The sequence below is a fragment of the Nonomuraea sp. NPDC050227 genome (assembly GCF_044459705.1).
Lineage (GTDB): Bacteria > Actinomycetota > Actinomycetes > Streptosporangiales > Streptosporangiaceae > Nonomuraea.
In genome coordinates this window covers 159,300-176,038 of the sequence record NZ_JBITJF010000005.1, presented here as the reverse complement: position 1 = coordinate 176,038, position 16,739 = coordinate 159,300, and the positions used below count along the sequence as shown (strand labels likewise).

Sequence of the window (16,739 nt, the reverse complement as noted above, 5' to 3'; positions counted from 1 at the left end):
CGGGCCGACCTTCTCCTTCTGTCCCCCCTTTTAGAGCAAGAGCGAGAACCCACCATGAACGTGCTCAAGAGCCTGAGGGCCGGGCTCGTCTCCGCCGCCGCGGCGAGCGCCCTGCTGCTCTCCGGCTGCGCGGGCGGCGCGACGTCGTCCTCCTCGTCCTCCTCCGCCGACGCCGGCACCCCCGTACGCGGCGGCGACCTCGTGGTCGCGGTGCCGACCGACCCGCAGTCGCTGGACATGGTCGCCAACCCCGGCCAGGTCACCGCCCACATCGGCAACATGCTGTACGAGAAGCTCTTCGAGGTCGACAAGACCTTCGCGGCCAGGCCGATGCTGGTCGACACCTACCAGCGCAGCGACGACCGGCTCACCTACACCTTCGAGCTGCGCGCCGGTGTCACGTTCCAGGACGGCGCCCCGCTCACCGCCGCCGACGTGGTCGCCAGCCTGGAGCGCTGGCTGAAGAGCCACGTCACCGGCCAGCAGGTGGCCGCCGACGTCAAGAGCCTCAAGGCCACCGGCGACCGCACGGTCACGCTGGAGCTGAAGAAGCCGCGTTACCCGCTGATCGACGAGCTGGCCAGCCCCGGCGCGGAGATCTACGAGGCCAGGAACCTCAAGGACGTGCCGGCCACCGGCTTCGCCAAGGAGGGCGCGGTCGGCACCGGGCCGTACAAGCTGAAGAGCTGGGACATCGGGCAGCAGGTCGTGCTGGAGCGTTACGACGGCTACAAGTCGCGCGCCGAGGAGGACTGGGGCGGCCAGGCCGGCGCCAAGCACGCCTACCTCGACACGGTCACCTACAAGGTCGTCGCCGACCAGGACGCCGTGGTCAACGGCCTGCAGACCGGCCAGTGGGCGCACGCCATGCCGGGCGACGACCAGTACACCCCGCTGAAGAACAACCCCGCCGTGGTCGTGTCGAACCTGGCCGGGGCCAACCAGAACGTGCTGATCCCCAACTTCAACAAGGGCTCCAAGTTCTCCGACGTGCGCGCCCGGCAGGCGCTCAACCTGCTGATGGACAAGCCCGCGCTGAACGCCGCCACCGGCGGCGGCCCCGACCTCACCGTCGAGGTGGGCGCGCTGGTCTCGCAGGACAACAAGGGCCTGTACTCCACCGCCGGCGACGACGTCTACCGGCAGCACGACCCGAACCGGGCCAAGGAGCTGTTCGCGCAGGCCGGCGTCAACGCCGGTGACACCGTGCGGATCCTGACCTCCAGCAGCTACCCGCAGTTCAGCCAGTGGGCGGTGCTGCTGCAGGACCAGCTCTCCAAGATCGGCATCAAGACGAAGATCGACACCTACGACTTCCCGACGATGCTCGGCACGATCACCAAGGACCCCGGCGGCTGGGACGTCACCACCCTGTTCTTCAACGCCGCGCTCACCTCGCCCTCGCAGATGCCCGCGCTGACCCTCGGGGCGTTCAACGGCTCCGGCTCGCCCGAGATGGCCAAGCTGATCGAGGACTACAACGCCGCCACCTCCCCCGAGACCGCCAGGACGCTCATGGACCAGCTCCAGGCGTTCGTGTGGCAGCAGCTCCCGGTCATCACGATCAGCCAGTCGAAGCTGTACGCCGCCTACTCGCCCAAGCTCAAGGGGTACGACACGTTCTACCGCGTGTTCTGGAACTCCTGGCTGCGGAAGTGAGGGGGGAACATGGCGGGACTCCTGCTCCGGCGGCTGCGTGACCTGGTCGTCATCCTGCTGATCGTGGGCACGATGATGTTCTTCGTCATCCGCCTGATCCCGGGCGACCCGGCCATCGCCATCCTCGGCCCGACGGCCAGGCCGCAGGACGTCGAGGCGCTCCGGCAGAGCATGGGCCTGACGGGCTCGCTGTGGGAGCAGTACCTGAGCTGGCTCGGCAACGTGGCGGGCGGCGACTTCGGCTCGTCGATCACCTACCACGCGCCGGTGGTGGGGGTGGTGGCCGAGCACTTCGTCCCGACGCTGACCCTGGCGGTGCTCAGCACCGTCCTCAGCTTCGTCGTCGCGGTGCTGGTCACCTCGTGGAACGCGGTCTCGCCGCGCAACCCCGTGGCGCGCGCGCTCAACCTGCTGTCCTCGCTCGGCATGGCGATCCCCGACTTCTGGATCGCGCTGATCCTGGTGCTGGTGTTCGCCGTGTCGCTGCGCTGGTTCCCCTCCAGCGGGTACGCCGACCTCTTCGCCGATCCGGTCGCCGGGGTGCCGATGCTGGTGCTGCCGGTGGTGTGCCTGGTCATCGGGCAGTCGGCGCTGTTCACGCTGACCCTGCGGGAGAGCGTGCTCGGCGAGCTGCCGCAGACGTACCTGCGCACCGCGCGGGTCAAGGGCCTGTCGGAGCGGCAGGTCATGCTCAGGCACGTGCTGCCGAACGCGCTCATGCCGCTGATCACCCAGCTCGGCAGCAACTTCGCGATGATGGTCGGCGGCATCGTGATCATCGAGTCGATCTTCGTCATCCCCGGGCTGGGCTCGTTGCTCATGGGCGCGGTCTCGACCCGGGACTTCCCGCTCGTCCAGGGCGTGACGCTGTTCGTCGCGCTGATGTTCGTGGTCGTCAACCTGGTCGTCGACCTGTCCTACGCCCTCCTCGACCCCAAGGTGCGTGTTTCGTGACTTCCGAGGCCGTCGCCGGGCGCGTCGGGACGGCCGGGCGGCCCTCCGCGGCCTCCCGCGCCTGGCGCCGCAACCGGGTGCTGATCACCGCCACCGTGCTGCTCGTCCTCGTCGTGCTGGCCGTCGTGCTGCTGCCGGCGTTCCTGCCGGACGCGAACGCGACCGACCCGGTGCACCGGCTGCTGCCGCCCTCGGCCGGCCACCTGCTCGGCACCGACTCCTACGGCCGGGACGCGCTGAGCCGCCTGGTCTCCGGCGGCCGGGCCTCGCTCGGCCTCTCGGCGCTCATCACGCTCTGCGCGGCGTTCACCGGCATGGTGATCGGCCTGGTCAGCGGCTTCTACCGGACCGTGGACGCGATCGTCATGCGGATCATGGACGCCTGGATGTCGTTCCCGGCGATCATCCTGGCCATGGCGCTGGCCATCGGGCTCGGCGCCAGCATCTGGACCGAGCTGATCGCGCTGACGGTCATCTTCACGCCGTTCACGGCCCGGGTGATCCGCAGCCGGGTGCTCGGCGTGGCGGCGCGGCAGTACATCGGGGCCGCGCGGGTGTCCGGCATGCGGCCGGCGAAGATCCTGTTCGTGCACGTGCTGCCCAACGTGCTGCCGCTGGCGCTGGTGCAGGTCGTGATCCTGTCGGCCTCGGCGATGCTGGTGGACGGCGCGATGAGCTTCCTCGGGCTGGGCATCGCGCCGCCCACGCCGACGTGGGGAAACATGATCGCCGAAGGCAGGTCGTACCTGACGCAGGCGCCGTGGCTGATCGTGCTGCCGGGTGCGGCGATCATGTTCTGCGTGCTGCTGCTGAACCTCATCGGGTCGAGCATGCGCGACGTGGTGGACGCGCGGGCCCGGTCGATGAGCGAGCTGCAGAAGCTGCGCACCCGCCGTCCGGCACGGTGACGGCGGGACCGCGCGGGGACCCCGGCGATCGCCGCGGGGAGTCCCCGCGCCCGGGTCAGGGGGGCCAGACGCCGTCGGCGCGCACGTCGCGGTCCAGCCACAGGTCGGCCAGGGCCGCGCGCAGCTGCGGGCCGTGCTCGCGCCACAGCCGCAACGCGCCCAGGTTGTCCTCCAGCTGGGCCATCCGGCTCACCCCGAACAGCACGTTGGCCACCGCCGGGTGCTCCAGGCAGAACACGATCGCGACCTGGGCGGGGGTCGCGCCGAACTCGTCCGCGACCCGGGCGACGGCGTCCGCGGCCTGCCTGACGGCCTCCCGGATGCCGCCCGGGTCCGCGCCGATCTTCCGTTCGGGGAACTTCCTGCCCACCAGGATGCCGCCCTCGAAGACGTCGCTGGCCTGCAGCGCCAGCGCCCCGGAGGCGAAGTGCCGGCCGTAGAAGCCGCCCTCGGCCATCGAACGCCGGGCGATGCTGTACTTGAGCTGGGCGAAGCTCGGCGGCGTCAGGCCCTCCTCGGCGGCGAAGCTCAGCGCGAGGTCGACGTCCTCGGCGATCCAGTTGTTGACGCCCCAGCTCGTGAAGCGGCCGGCCGCGATCTGCTCGGCGACGTCGGTCACGATCCGCCGGATGTCGGGCCGCTGCATATAGTCGCCGACCACGACGGTCTCGGCGCTCTCGACGCCGACGCGGTCGAAGCTGACGTCGAGCTGCTCGCGGAAGCCCGTGCGCGGGTACTCCCACAGCCACAGCTTGCCGCAGAGCTGCCAGTCGTCCCGGCTCGCGCCGGCCTCGCGCACCGCCCGGCCGAAGATGAGGTCCGTACGGGCCTGCTCGGCGTGCGGGCCCATGTTGTAGTGGGCGACGTCGAAGAGGGTCACCCCGGCGTCGAGTGCCGCCCTGATCAGGGCCACCGCGTCGCCGAACTCCATGCGGTCCCAGGTGTTCCAGGAGCCCAGCCCGAACAGGGACGTCGTCGTGCCGCCCGGTCCGAGGCGCCGTGCCGGAACCCGCTGTGTGTCGCTCACGTCGATCCACTCCCTGCCGGATGAAGCCTTTTTTGTCTACGCTTGTATAATAATAAACCCAGGACGCCCGCGCAGCCCCGTCTGCGAAGGCCCGCACCGAACAGGAACCCCCACATGAGCGAACCTGTCGTCCCCAGGACCGTCCTCGTCACCGGCGGCGCGAGCGGCATCGGCCGCGGCGTCGCCGAAGCCTTCGCCGCGGCGGGCGATCGGGTCGTCATCGCCGACCTCGACGAGGCGCGGGCCAGGGCGGTCGCCGCCGAGCTCGGCGCCCACCACGTCCAGGTGGACGTCGGGGACGCCGCCTCCGTCGAGTCCGCCGTCGCGGCCGTCGCCGCCGAGCACGGCGACATCGGCGTGCTGGTGAACAACGCCGGGCACACCGCGGGCGGCGGCCCGCTCATCGGGCTCGACGTGGACGTCTTCGACGCCTGCGCCCGGGTCAACTTCCGCGGCACGTTCCTGATGACCCGGGCCGTCGGGGCGCACATGGTGCAGCGGGGCGTCCGCGGCTGCATGGTCAACATCTCCTCCATCGGCGCCCGCCAGCCCACGCCCGGCCTCGGCCACTACGAGGCCACCAAGGCCGCCATCGACGCCCTGACCCGCTCGGCCGGCATCGAGCTGGCCCCCCACGGCATCCGCGTGAACGGCGTCGCCCCCGGGCCGGTGCTCACCCCGATGACGGCCATGTTCGCCACCGACGACGCGGCCAGGAAGGCGTGGGAGGCCCGGATCCCGCTGGGCTCGATCGCCCAGGTGGCCGACATCGTCCCCGCCGTGCTCTTCCTGGCCTCCGACGGCGCCCGCCACATCACCGGCGTCAGCCTCCAGGTGGACGGCGGCCAGCTCCTGGCCTGACCCCTCCACCCGCGGGGCCGGGCCGCCACCCGGCCCCGGCCGGTCAGTCCAGGGACACCCCGTCACGCAGGTGGACGATCCGGCCCGCGGTCACGGTGGCGTCGACCGCGACCTGCGGCAGGTCCGCCGGCGCGACCTCCAGGGGGTCGCGGTCCAGCACGCAGAAGTCGGCGGCCTTGCCCCACTCCAGCGACCCCTTCCACGTCTCCGCGCCGTCCTGGACGGCGGGCGCCGTGGTGTAGCAGCGCAGCAGGCGGGTCATCAGCCGGGGGCGCGGCGCCCGCTCGCCCAGCAGCCCGCACGCCGCCGCCACCTGCGCCCGCCAGTCGGGCGTGGTCACCGGCCCGTCGCTGCTCAAAGTGAACGTCACCCCGCCGGCCAGCAGCTCCTGCAGCGGCCAGGCCGTCCCGGCGACCTCCGGGCCGAGCGCGCCGGCCACCCAGTCGGCGGTGGCCGCCGCGATCACCGGCTGCGTGGTGAGGCCCATGCCGAGCCCGGCCATGCGGGCGATCTGGTCGGGGTTCACCAGGTCGCCGTGGATGACGTAATGCCGCCTCGCGGCCCCGCGCTCGCCCGCCGGCTCGGCCACCAGTTCGGCCACCGTGTCCACGAACGCGTCGATGGACCGGTCGCCGGTGGCGTGCACGCCGACCTGGAGGCCCGCGCGGTGCGCCAGCCGGATCATGGCGCGCAGGTTGTGCTCCCGCGCGGCGTCGTCCGCCCCCGCCACCAGCAGCGATCCGTGGCCGCCCGAGGTGTAGCGGTGGCAGGTCCAGGCCGAGCCCATGGGCGGGATGCCGTCGGCGAAGATCTTGAGCCCGGTCACGTTGAGCCAGGCGGGGTCGGCGCGGGGGAGGGGCGCGTCCAGGCCGGCGGCGACGTCCTCCAGGGTGCTGGGGCCGTCGAGGGTGCCGAACAGCCGCAACGCGGTCACCCGTGCCCGCAGCGCGCCCTCCTTCGCCAGCGTCGCGTAGGTGTCCAGGACGGCCTGCGAGAAGCAGCCGGTCTCGCCGTCGTCCTCGCCGGGGCCGAGGCCGGGCTCGGTGTAGCTGGTGATGCCGAGCGAGGCGCAGATCCGCCCGGCGCGCAGGATGGCGGCCCGCCTGGACTCCTCGTCGGCCAGCAGCCGGCCCTGGTGGGCGGACAGGCCGTTCTCGCTGATCAGCGTGTCCGGCCAGACCGCTCCCAGCCAGGCGGCGTGCAGGTGCGAGTCGTTGATGCCGGGCAGGACCGTCCGGCCGGCCAGGGAGAGCACGCGGGTGCCGGGCCCGGCGTGCGCCAGGGCCTCCTCGTCCGTGCCGACCGCCACCAGGCGGCCGGCGCGCGCCGCCAGGCCGCTCGCCCGCCCGTCGCGGGCGTCGAAGGTGAGCACGTTGCCGCCGACCGCCACGAGGTCCGCGTACTCGTCCGCTGACACCGGGTTCCTCCTGAGGGGCTGTAATTGTTTGTCAACGAGTGTAGATTAACCACACTTAACGGTCGAAAGCCACGAAGGTGACCATGCCTACGAGAACCGCCGCCGCCGTCCTCACCGAGCACGGCAAGCCCCTCAGCCTTCAGGACGTCCCGCTGCCCGACGCCGTCGAGCCCGGCGCCGCCCTGGTGCGCATCACGTGCACCACCCTGTGCGGCACCGACGTGCACCTGTGGGCCGGCCAGATGACGTTCCCCGGGATGCTGCCGATGATCCTCGGCCACGAGATGGTCGGCGAGGTCGTCGAGGCCGGGCCGGGCACCACCGACGCCCTCGGCCGCCCGATCGCCCCGGGCGACCGCATCGGCTGGTCGGAGTCCACCTGCGGCCACTGCTACGGCTGCGCCGTGCTGCGCCAGCCGGTCGCCTGCGCCAACCGCGGCTACGGCTTCACGCAGCGCGCCGACCGCCCCCCGTACGCCACGGGCGGCCTGGTCGAGTACTGCTACGTGACCCCGGGCGCGGCCAAGCTGCTGCTGCCCGCCGACGTCAAGGACACCTGGGCCTCGATGTCGGGCTGCGCGGCCAAGACCGTGCTGCGCGCCGTGGACCGGGCCGGCGGCATCAGGACCGGCTCGACCGTGGTGGTGCAGGGCGCGGGCGCGCTCGGCATCTTCGCCACGGCCGTCGCCAGGATCGCCGGCGCGGGCACCGTCATCACCGTGGGCGGTCCGGACGACCGGCTGGCCGCCGCCCGGCGCTTCGGCGCCGACGCGACCGTCTCGACCGATCTCGGCAAGGACGAGCGCGTCGCCCGGATCAGGGAGCTGGCCGGGGAGCGCGGCGCGGACTACGTGTTCGACCTGGCCGGCGCGCCCACCGTGGCCGAGGAGGCGGTCGCGGTGGCCGCCCAGCGCGGCACCGTGGTGATCGTCGGCTCCACCGGCTTCGAACTCGCGCCCGTGCCGCTCGGCGCGGTCATGGGCAAGGAGCTGACCGTCGTCGGCTCGCTCAACGGCGACATCGCCGACTACCACCGCTCGATCGAGTTCTTCCAGACCTTCGCCGCCCGCATGCCGTGGGACGAGCTGTTCAGCGAGCCCGTCGGCCTGGCCCAGGCCACCGCCTGCGTCGAGTCGATGTCCAGGCTCGGTGAGATCAAGGCCGTCGTCGACCCCCGCCTGCCCTAGGAGACCTGCCGTGCAGACCATCCCGCGCCGCCGCATCGGCCGCACCGGACCGGAGACGGGCGTGCTCGCGCTCGGCTCCTGGCACACCTACGACCGCATGGACTTCCACGACGCGGTCGCCATGATCCGCGAGGCCGTGGACCGCGGCATCGACCTGTTCGACGTCGGCGTCTACGGCTTCCCCGGCATGCCGCCCGTGTTCACCGACGTGATCTTCTCGGCCCTCGTGCGCGCGGCCGGCCTGCGCCGCGAGGACTACCTGCTCTCCTCCAAGCTGTGGCTGGAGGGCTACCCGGAGCACAGCCTGCGCGACCAGCTGCTCAACGCCCTGTTCCGGGCCGGCGCCGACCACGCCGACCTCGTGGTGCTCGGCGACCTGCGGCACGACGGCGTGGACCTGCACCGGCTCGTCCTCGACCTGGCCGGCCTGGCGAAGGAGGGGCTGATCCGGAGCTGGGGCGTCAACAACTGGTCGGCGTCGAACGTGCAGACGCTCATCGACGCCGCCGCCGGCGAGGGCGTCGAGGGCCCGGCCATCGCGCAGCTGAAGTACAGCGTCTCGCGCCGCTCGATCCCCGACGGCGCGCCGTTCGCCCGCATCTTCGCCCAGGGCGTCACGCTGCAGTCCTCCGACGTGCTGGAGGGCGGCGTGCTGCTGGGCAAGGGCGTGGACCGGCAGGTCGGCCGCGACCCCGGCGGCATCAGGGAGCGCATCGCGGCCTCCGCGGCCGAGCTGGCCGCGATCGCCGCCGACCTGGACGCCACCCCGGCGCAGGTGTGCGTGGCCTTCACGCTCACCCACCCGGCCAACACCACCACCCTGTTCGGCGCGACCAGCCTGGACCAGCTGCGCGACAACCTGGCGGCCGTGGAGCTGGTCGAGCGGGTCGGCGCCGAGGAGCTGCGGGCGCTGGTGGCGCCGCTGTGGGCCGACCGGGACGCCGTCGATCCGGAGGGGCCGTGAGCACGCCGCCGAGCAGGGGGTACGAGGGCTTCGGCGGCACGGCCCGCGAGCTGGCCTCGCAGTCCACGCCCTGGTGGCCGCGGCCGCGGCGGGCGCGGCCCGGGGCGCCCAACGTGGTGGTCGTGCTGGTGGACGACCTGGGGTTCAGCGACCTGTCGCCGTTCGGCTCGGAGATCGACACGCCGCACGTGCAGGCGCTGGCCGAGTCGGGCTACCGGTTCAGCAACTACCACAGCACTCCGCTCTGCTCGCCCTCCAGGGCCGCCCTGATGACCGGGCTCAACCCGCACCGGGCGGGGTTCGCGATGGTGGCCCACGTGGACCCGGGCTATCCCGGCTACCGGATGGAGATCCCGCAGGAGGTGCCCACGCTGGCCGAGTCGTTCCGGGCCGGCGGGTACGCGACGTTCATGGTCGGCAAGTGGCACCTGACCATCGAGTCCAAGCTGCACGACGGCGCCGACAAGAGCTCCTGGCCGCTCCAGCGCGGCTTCGACCGCTACTACGGCTCCATGGACGGCTTCACGTCCCTGTTCCACCCGCACCGCCTGATCAGCGACAACGGCCCGATCCCCGACGAGGGCTTCCCGGACGACTTCTACCTGACCGACGCCCTCACCGACCGCGCCATCGGCATGATCAACGGCCTGCGCGCCAACGACGCCGACAAGCCGTTCTTCCTCTACTTCGCCCACCAGGCCGTGCACGGCCCGGTGCAGGCCAAGCCGGCCGACGTCGCCAAGTACCGCGGCCGCTACGACGCGGGCTGGGCCAGGATCCGCGAGGAACGCTTCGCCCGCCAGCTCCGCGACGGCCTCTTCCCCGAGGGCACCCGGCCGTCCGACCCGGACCTGGCGCCGTGGGAGGAGCGCACCGAGCTGTACGCCCGCCACATGGAGGTCTACGCCGCCGCCGTGGACGCCGTGGACCAGAGCCTCGGCCGGCTGGTCGAGCACCTCAAGCGCATCGGCGAGTACGACAACACCGTCATCGTCGTCACCAGCGACAACGGCGCGACCGCCGAGGGCGGCCCCGAGGGCACCCGCAGCTACCTCAGCCGCTTCGTGCACCTGGCCGGCCTGCCCGACGACTGGTGCCACGACGTGCCGCGCGACCTCGACCTCGTCGGCGGCCCCCAGGTCCACGGTCACTATCCGCGCGGCTGGGGGAACGTCTCCAACACCCCGTTCCGCCTTTACAAGGGCCACGCCTACGCGGGCGGCATCCACGTGCCGTTCGTGTTGTCGTGGCCGGCCGGGCTGCCCAGGCAGGCCGGCGACCCGGGCGTGCGCGACCAGTACGCCTACGTCACCGACGTCGCGCCCACCCTCCTCACGCTGGCCGGCCTGGAGCCTCCCGAGGACGTGGACGGCGTGCCGTTCGACCACTTCCTGCGCGAGCGCGACCGGCCGAGCCGGCACCGCTCGCAGTACGTCGAGAGCGGTGGGCAGCGCGGCTACTTCGAGGACCACTACAAGCTCATCGCCCCGCACCTGCCCGGCACGCCGTTCACCGACGACGGCTGGGAGCTGTACGACATCGCCCGCGACCCGGCCGAGACCACCGACCTGGCCGCCGAGCAGCCGGAACGGGTGTCCGACCTGGCCGCGAAGTGGCGGGCGGCGGCCTGGCTCAACACGGTCTTCCCGCTGGCCGACACGCCGGACATGCTCAACACCCGGCCGCCGGCCGAGCTGGCGCTGTCGGAGCCGGTCACGATCCACCCGGGCACCCCGGTGCTGGAACGGTTCCGGTCGAGCAGGCTCACCTCCATGCGGTCGTTCACGATCGAGGCGTGGCTGGAGCGGCGGCCGGGCGACGAGGGCGTGATCGTGGCCCACGGCGACCAGGGCGGCGGCTACGTCCTGTACGTCGAGGACGGCGAGCTGCGGCTGACGTACAACGCCTACGGCCTGCCGGTGCGGGCGACCGGCCCGATCCCGGCGGCGGGGCCGGTGACCGTCACGGCCCGCTTCACGGCGCTGCCGGAGGTGCGCTGGGACGTCGAGGTGCTGGTGGACGACAAGCCGGTGCTGACCGTCGAGCGGGTCCCGCAGCTGGTCGGCATGGCGCCCTTCACCGGCATCAGCGTCGGCTTCGACTACGGCGGCCCGGTGGACTGGGAGCTGCACGAGCGCCGGGGCGTGTTCCGCTACCGGCGCGGCCTGGACCGGGTGCGGTACGTCCCGGGGGAGAAGGCGCCCTACAACCCGGAGATCATCGCGCTGGCCGAGGACCTGGCGCAGCGCGCGATCGAATGACGGGTCACAGGTGGTAGGCGTACTCGCCGAACTCCCAGTCGGTGACGTGCCGCTGGAAGCGGGCGACCTCGTCGCGCTTGTAGGCCAGGAAGGCGGCGGTGAAGTCCTTGCCGAGCAGCTCGGTGAGCTCGCCGTCGGCCTCCAGGGCGTCCAGGGCGTCGGGCAGGGTCATCGGCAGCACCGGGGCCTTGGAGGCGTCGTAGCCGTACCCGACGAGCGGCGCGGGCGGCTCCTGGGCCGCCCGCACCCCCAGCAGCGCGGCGGCCGCGGTCCCGGCGACCAGCAGGTACGGGTTGGCGCTGGCGTCGCCGAGCCGCAGCTCGAAGCGGGCGCCCGCGCCGCGCTCCGGCGGGACGCGGAGCATCGCGCTGCGGTTGTCGAGCCCCCAGTCGACGAGCCAGGGGGCCAGCGTGTCGGGGCCGAACCGCTTGTAGGAGTTGACCGTCGGGTTGGCCAGCGCCGCCAGCGCGGGGGCGTGGGCCAGCACGCCCGCGATCGCGTGCCGCGCGGTCGCCGACAGCCCGTACGGCGCGGCCGGGTCGTCGAAGGCGTTGCCGCCGTCCTCGCCCAGGCAGGACAGGTGCAGGTGGAACCCCGACCCGCCCTCGTCGTTGAACGGCTTGGCCATGAACGTCGCCAGCCTGCCCTCCACCCGCGCCAGCTCCTTGACCGCGGCCTTGAACCAGAAGGCCCGGTCGGCCGCGTCGAGCGCCTCGGAGTGCCGCAGGTTGATCTCGAACTGGCCGCTGCTGAACTCGTGGTTGCCCGCCGTCACGCCGAGGCCGAGGTCGCGCAGGTGCCGCAGCGTGCGGGTGAGGTGGCCGTCGGGGTCGCCGCGGCGGCCGGCGGTGTAGACGTTGCCGGTGGCCTCGGCGTAGCGCTGCCAGCCGCCCGCGGGGGCCGGGTCGCACAGGAAGTACTCCAGCTCGGGCCCGACGACCGGGCGCAGGCCCTGCTCGGCGCACCGGGCCAGCACAGCGCGCAGCAGGTCGCGGGGCGACTCGGGGGCCGCGGCGCCGGTGGCCGGGTCGACGACGTCGCCGTGGCACCAGGCCACGCCGGGCTCCCACGGCAGCGGCGCGAGCGTGGCCAGGTCGGGAACGACGGCGATGTCGGGCAGCCCCGCGTCCAGGCCGCCGCTGATGTCGGCGGTGCCGCCGCGCGGGGTGGAGTGGTAGACGGCGCGGCAGAAGGCGAGGCCGTGACCGAGGGCGTCGGGCAGCGCCTCCAGCAGGACGTCGCGGGCGCGGTCGGTCCCGGTCAGGTCGGGGTAGGTCACGCGGACCACGTCGACGCCCCGCTCGGTCAGGCGGTCGATGTGCTGCTGCACCGGTCTCTCCTAGGGTCGTTTGACGCCAAACGTAACGGGCGCGTATTGGCTGCCGCAAGAGCTGTTGACCGATCGGCCTGGATGTTCATATTTTATTTGGAACCAAACGAGTTCCAGGAGGACCATCTTGGCCGGCGTCCGCGGCTACTTCCACCCCAAGACGGCCACGGGCCGCTCGTCCCTCGTCCCGGAGCCGCCCTGGCACTACTCCGGCGACCTGCTCACGATCGAGTACCGCACCGACCCCGACCGGGTGCGTGAGCTGCTGCCCGAGCCGCTGGAACTCGCCGCCGAGGACCCGGGCGCGGTCGCGCTCATCTGGGCCGACTGGCAGTCCTGCGCCGCCTCCCGCGAGGAGCTGCTGGACCCGGTGCGCTCGCAGTACAAGGAGGCGTTCGCCGTCGTCCGGTGCTCCTACCGGGGGCGGACCTACTCCAGGTGCGTCTACATCTGGGTGGACAAGGACTTCGCCGTCGCCAGGGGGCTGCACCAGGGCTATCCGAAGAAGCTGGGGTCGATCCACCAGACCAGGCCGCACCCGTACGGCCCCGCGCCCCGCATCGAGGCGGGCGCCCGGTTCGGCGCGACGCTGGCCGCCGCCGACCGCCGCCTGGCCCAGGCCGTGGTGACCCTGCGCGAGCCGTCGCCGCACAACGGGTTCGTCAACGGCCACCCCATGGCCCACCACCGCTGGCTGCCCGCCATCGGCAAGGGCGGCGGGCTGGCGCTCGACGAGCTGGTCGAGTCCGGCGCCGCCGCCTTCGAGGCCGGACAGGCGTGGGCGGGCGACGCCGAGCTGGAGCTGTTCGACGCCCCCACCGAGGAGCTGTCCCGGCTGGCCGTCCGCGAGCCCATCGGCGCCTACTTCCGCCAGGTCGGCGTGGTGTGGGACGGCGGCACGCTGCTGGAATCCGGCACCTCCGGCGCGCACTAGCCCCTTGAGATTGGAAGCACCCGACATGTCCGAACAGATCACCGTCGCCGGGGTCACCGTCGACACCCGCCACTGGATCGGCGGCCGGCGCGTCGCCTCCGCGCGCACGTTCACCGACCTCTCGCCCATCGACGGCGCCGCGCTCGGCGAGATCGCCCGCGGCGGCCCCGACGAGGTGCACGCCGCCGTCACCGCCGCCCAGGACGCCTTCCCCGGCTGGGCCGCCACCCCGCGCGCAGACCGGGCCGCCGTGCTGCGGGCCATCGCCGACGGCGTCGAGAAGCGGCTGGAGGAGCTGGCCGCCGTCGAGACCCGCGACAACGGCGCCCTGCTGCGCTCGCACCGCCGCGGCGTCATGCCGCGCGTGGCGCACAACTTCCGCTTCTTCGCCGACTGGCTGGAGGGCCTCGGCCACGACGACTTCGACACCCGCGGCCACGCCAACCACGTCTCCTGGGACCCGGCCGGACCCTGCGCCCTGATCACGCCGTGGAACGCGCCGCTCATGCTGGCCACCTGGAAGATCGCCCCCGCGCTCGCCGCCGGGAACACGGTGGTGCTCAAGCCCGCCGAGTGGTCGCCGCTCACCGCCTCCCTGCTGGCCGACGTCGCCGCCGCGGCCGGGCTGCCGGACGGCGTCTTCAACGTCGTCCAGGGGTTCGGCGAGGAGGCCGGGCAGGCCCTGGTCGAGCACCACGGCGTGCGCCGCGTCAGCTTCACCGGCTCGGTGCCGACCGCGCGGCGCATCGCCCGCTCGGCCGCCGCCAACCTCACCCCGCTCAGCCTGGAGCTGGGCGGCAAGTCGCCGCTGCTGGTCTTCGCCGACGCCGACCTCGACCTCGCCGTTGACCTGGCCGTCGAGCAGTACGACAACGCCGGGCAGGTCTGCCTGGCCGCCACCCGGCTGCTGGTCGAGGCGTCGATCGCCGAGGAGTTCGTCCGCCGTTTCACCGAGCGCGCCACGGCCCTGGTCCAGGGCGACCCGCGCGACGAGGCCACCGACGTCGGCCCCAACATCCACCCGCGCCAGGTGGAGAAGATCGACGGGTTCGTCCGGCGGGCCCTCGCGGCCGGGGCGCGCGCCGTCATCGGCGGCGAGCGCGGCGACGGCCTGTACTACCGGCCCACCCTGCTCACCGACGTGGCCCAGGACAGCGAGATCGTCCAGGAGGAGGTCTTCGGCCCGGTGCTCACGCTGCAGACGTTCGAGACCGAGGAGGAGGCTGTCCGGCTGGCCAACGACACCCGCTTCGGCCTGGCCGCCACCGTCGCGACCGGCGACCGCGAGCGCGCCTGCCGGGTCACCGAACGGCTGGTGGCGGGCACGGTGTGGGTCAACTGCTTCTTCGTGCGCGACCTGCGCGCGCCCTTCGGCGGCTCCCGCGAGTCCGGCGTCGGCCGCGAGGGCGGCACCTGGAGCTTCGACTTCTACTGCGACCTGAAGAACACCGTCACCGCGCCGAAGGGCTGGAACGACCATGGGTGAGATCGTCGGTGCCGGCTTGCTGGCGCACGTCCCCACCATCGTGCTGCCCGAGCCCACCCGGCTGGAGCTGAACGAGGGCAAGGAGATCACCCTCGTCACCGGCCTGCGCGAGCTGCGCCGGGACGTCTTCGAGCGCGACGACTACGACACCGTCGTGGTGCTGGACTCTCACTGGGCCACCACGGTCGAGTTCGTGGTCACCGCCCAGGCGCGCCGGGCCGGGCTGTACACCTCCGAGGAGCTGCCGCGCGGCATGTGCCGGATGCCGTACGACTTCCCCGGCGACCCCGAGCTGGCCCGCAACGTGGCCTCCTTCGCGGGCCGGCACGGCACCTGGATCACCCCCATCGACGACGAGTACCTGCCGATCTACTACGCCACCACCAACCTGTGGAAGTACCTCGGCGAGGGCCTGCCCGGCAAACGCTGGGTGAGCATCGGCGTCTGCCAGACCGGCGACATGGAGGACCACCTGCGGCTCGGCCGCGCGCTGGCCGACGGCGTCGCGGCCACCGACCGCCGGGTGCTGGTGATCGCCTCCGGCGCGCTGTCGCACACGTTCTGGCCGCTGCGCGAGCTGCGCGACCACGAGTCCAGCGACCCGCGGCACGTCTTCACCCCCGAGGCCCGCGCCGCCGACCTGCGGCGCATCGAATGGTTCCGGCAGGGCCGGCACGACGAGGTCCTGCGCACGATGCCGGAGTTCCGGACGTACAAGCCCGAGGCCCGCTTCCACCACTACGTCATGCTGGCCGGCGCCCTCGGCGAGGAGCGCTGCACGGCCCCCGCCCGCCAGTACGGCGAGTACGAGAACTCCGTCGGCACCGGCCAGGCCCTGCTCTGGTTCGACCGCCCGTCCGGCGGCTGGACCGCACCCCGACAGGAGAACGCCCATGCCTGAGTACCGCCGCGTCCTGCTGGACGGCGCCGTCACCGAGACCGTCCGCGACGGGGACGAGCTCGTCGCCGCGGACGGCCGCCGGATCCGCGCCGACGAGGCCGCGCACCTGCCGCCGGTCGTCCCCACGAAGATCATCGCGGTGCACCTGAACCACCGCAGCCGGGTCGAGGAGTTCCGGACCCGGCTGCCGGACGCGCCGACCTACTTCCACAAGCCCACCTCCTCGCTCAACTCCCACCGGGGCGCGGTCGTGCGGCCCGAGGGCTGCAAGTGGCTCAACTACGAGGGCGAGATCGCCATCGTCATCGGCCGGACCTGCCGCAACATCGCCCCCTCCGAGGCCGGCGCGCACATCGCGGGCTACACCGTGGCCAACGACTTCGGGCTGCACGACTTCCGCGACACCGACGCCGGCTCGATGCTGCGCGTCAAGGGCTCCGACACGCTCTGCCCGCTCGGCCCCGGCCTGGTGACCGGCTGGGACTTCCGCGGCAAACGCCTGCGCACGTACGTCAACGGCGAGGTCGTCCAGGACGGCAACACCGACGAGATGACCTGGGACATGCACTACCTGGTCGCCGACATCGCCCGGACGATCACCCTCTTCCCCGGCGACGTGCTGCTGTCGGGCACCCCGGCGGGCTCGCGGCCCGTCCGGCCGGGGGACGTCGTCGAGGTCGAGGCCGAAGGGCTCGGCCGGCTGACCAACCACGTCGTCACCGGGCCGGTGCCGATCCGCTCCGACGTCGGCGCGCAGCCGACGGAGTCGGAGGAGGTGCGCTCGACCGCCCTCGGCGGCGACTGGGAGTTTCGCGGCATCCGCCCACCACACCGCCCGTAGCGTCGGGGG

The 16,739-nt window shown here is 72.8% G+C and carries 14 protein-coding genes; 11 read left to right on the top strand and 3 right to left on the bottom strand.

All coding sequences use genetic code 11. The annotated features are described in order from the left end of the window. Nucleotides 1-54: 54 nt before the first annotated feature. The 3 genes from ACIBK9_RS21110 to ACIBK9_RS21100 are packed head-to-tail and all read left to right on the top strand — an operon-like array spanning nt 55 to nt 3,521. Entirely contained in the window at nt 55-1,659 is a 1,605-nt protein-coding gene (locus ACIBK9_RS21110; protein WP_397160426.1) for an ABC transporter substrate-binding protein, read from the top strand. Nucleotides 1,660-1,668: 9 nt separating this feature from the next. After that, nucleotides 1,669-2,613, top strand: coding sequence for an ABC transporter permease (locus ACIBK9_RS21105; RefSeq protein WP_352329439.1), 945 nt, complete (start codon nt 1,669-1,671; stop codon nt 2,611-2,613). Continuing rightward, nucleotides 2,610-3,521 carry an ABC transporter permease gene (locus ACIBK9_RS21100; RefSeq protein WP_397160424.1) on the top strand — a complete coding sequence of 304 codons (912 nt, stop codon included), beginning with the start codon at nt 2,610-2,612 and terminating at the stop codon, nt 3,519-3,521. Before ACIBK9_RS21105 ends, ACIBK9_RS21100 begins: the two co-directional genes overlap by 4 nt. A gap of 55 nt (nt 3,522-3,576) precedes the next feature. On the opposite strand, the gene ACIBK9_RS21095 is transcribed toward ACIBK9_RS21100, so the two are convergent. After that, nucleotides 3,577-4,548 (bottom strand): aldo/keto reductase, encoded by a 972-nt coding sequence (locus ACIBK9_RS21095; protein WP_397160422.1) that lies wholly within the window; start codon nt 4,546-4,548, stop codon nt 3,577-3,579. 114 nt (nt 4,549-4,662) lie between these two features. Between ACIBK9_RS21095 and ACIBK9_RS21090 the strand changes: the two genes are divergently transcribed. Then, nucleotides 4,663-5,409 carry an SDR family NAD(P)-dependent oxidoreductase gene (locus ACIBK9_RS21090; RefSeq protein ID WP_397160420.1) on the top strand — a complete coding sequence of 249 codons (747 nt, stop codon included), beginning with the start codon at nt 4,663-4,665 and terminating at the stop codon, nt 5,407-5,409. A gap of 43 nt (nt 5,410-5,452) precedes the next feature. On the opposite strand, the gene ACIBK9_RS21085 is transcribed toward ACIBK9_RS21090, so the two are convergent. Continuing rightward, nucleotides 5,453-6,826, bottom strand: coding sequence for an amidohydrolase (locus ACIBK9_RS21085; protein ID WP_397160418.1), 1,374 nt, complete (start codon nt 6,824-6,826; stop codon nt 5,453-5,455). Nucleotides 6,827-6,909: 83 nt separating this feature from the next. On the opposite strand from ACIBK9_RS21085, the gene ACIBK9_RS21080 reads away from it, so the two are divergent. From ACIBK9_RS21080 to ACIBK9_RS21070, 3 genes are read left to right on the top strand one after another with little or no spacing between them, the layout of a single operon-like run. Then, nucleotides 6,910-8,013, top strand: coding sequence for a zinc-binding dehydrogenase (locus ACIBK9_RS21080; RefSeq protein ID WP_397160416.1), 1,104 nt, complete (start codon nt 6,910-6,912; stop codon nt 8,011-8,013). Nucleotides 8,014-8,023: 10 nt separating this feature from the next. Further along, the gene (locus ACIBK9_RS21075) at nt 8,024-8,977 is read left to right on the top strand and encodes an aldo/keto reductase (protein WP_397160414.1); all 954 of its coding nucleotides are present in this window, start codon (nt 8,024-8,026) and stop codon (nt 8,975-8,977) included. Continuing rightward, nucleotides 8,974-11,238 carry an arylsulfatase gene (locus ACIBK9_RS21070; protein WP_397160412.1) on the top strand — a complete coding sequence of 755 codons (2,265 nt, stop codon included), beginning with the start codon at nt 8,974-8,976 and terminating at the stop codon, nt 11,236-11,238. The genes ACIBK9_RS21075 and ACIBK9_RS21070 overlap by 4 nt, the downstream gene beginning before the upstream one ends. 4 nt (nt 11,239-11,242) lie before the next feature. Here the strand turns inward: ACIBK9_RS21070 and ACIBK9_RS21065 are convergent, their stop codons facing one another. Continuing rightward, entirely contained in the window at nt 11,243-12,568 is a 1,326-nt protein-coding gene (locus ACIBK9_RS21065; protein WP_397160410.1) for a glutamine synthetase family protein, read from the bottom strand. A gap of 127 nt (nt 12,569-12,695) precedes the next feature. On the opposite strand from ACIBK9_RS21065, the gene ACIBK9_RS21060 reads away from it, so the two are divergent. The 4 genes from ACIBK9_RS21060 to ACIBK9_RS21045 are packed head-to-tail and all read left to right on the top strand — an operon-like array spanning nt 12,696 to nt 16,730. Beyond that, entirely contained in the window at nt 12,696-13,502 is an 807-nt protein-coding gene (locus ACIBK9_RS21060; RefSeq protein WP_397160408.1) for an acetoacetate decarboxylase family protein, read from the top strand. Between the two features lie 25 nt (nt 13,503-13,527). Further along, the gene (locus tag ACIBK9_RS21055) at nt 13,528-14,988 is read left to right on the top strand and encodes an aldehyde dehydrogenase (RefSeq protein ID WP_397160406.1); all 1,461 of its coding nucleotides are present in this window, start codon (nt 13,528-13,530) and stop codon (nt 14,986-14,988) included. Then, nucleotides 14,981-15,889, top strand: coding sequence for a 3,4-dihydroxyphenylacetate 2,3-dioxygenase (locus ACIBK9_RS21050; protein WP_387672917.1), 909 nt, complete (start codon nt 14,981-14,983; stop codon nt 15,887-15,889). Before ACIBK9_RS21055 ends, ACIBK9_RS21050 begins: the two co-directional genes overlap by 8 nt. Continuing rightward, a complete protein-coding gene (locus ACIBK9_RS21045; RefSeq protein WP_397160405.1) occupies nt 15,882-16,730 on the top strand; it encodes a fumarylacetoacetate hydrolase family protein in 849 nt (282 codons plus the stop codon). Before ACIBK9_RS21050 ends, ACIBK9_RS21045 begins: the two co-directional genes overlap by 8 nt. Nucleotides 16,731-16,739 lie beyond the last annotated feature (9 nt).

Coding starts and splice junctions, on each gene's coding strand:
- ACIBK9_RS21080 (WP_397160416.1), top strand. CDS start 6,910: ATGCCTACGAGAACCGCCGCCGCCGTCCTCACCGAGCACGGCAAGCCC.
- ACIBK9_RS21050 (WP_387672917.1), top strand. CDS start 14,981: ATGGGTGAGATCGTCGGTGCCGGCTTGCTGGCGCACGTCCCCACCATC.
- ACIBK9_RS21045 (WP_397160405.1), top strand. CDS start 15,882: ATGCCTGAGTACCGCCGCGTCCTGCTGGACGGCGCCGTCACCGAGACC.
- ACIBK9_RS21090 (WP_397160420.1), top strand. CDS start 4,663: ATGAGCGAACCTGTCGTCCCCAGGACCGTCCTCGTCACCGGCGGCGCG.
- ACIBK9_RS21055 (WP_397160406.1), top strand. CDS start 13,528: ATGTCCGAACAGATCACCGTCGCCGGGGTCACCGTCGACACCCGCCAC.
- ACIBK9_RS21105 (WP_352329439.1), top strand. CDS start 1,669: ATGGCGGGACTCCTGCTCCGGCGGCTGCGTGACCTGGTCGTCATCCTG.
- ACIBK9_RS21110 (WP_397160426.1), top strand. CDS start 55: ATGAACGTGCTCAAGAGCCTGAGGGCCGGGCTCGTCTCCGCCGCCGCG.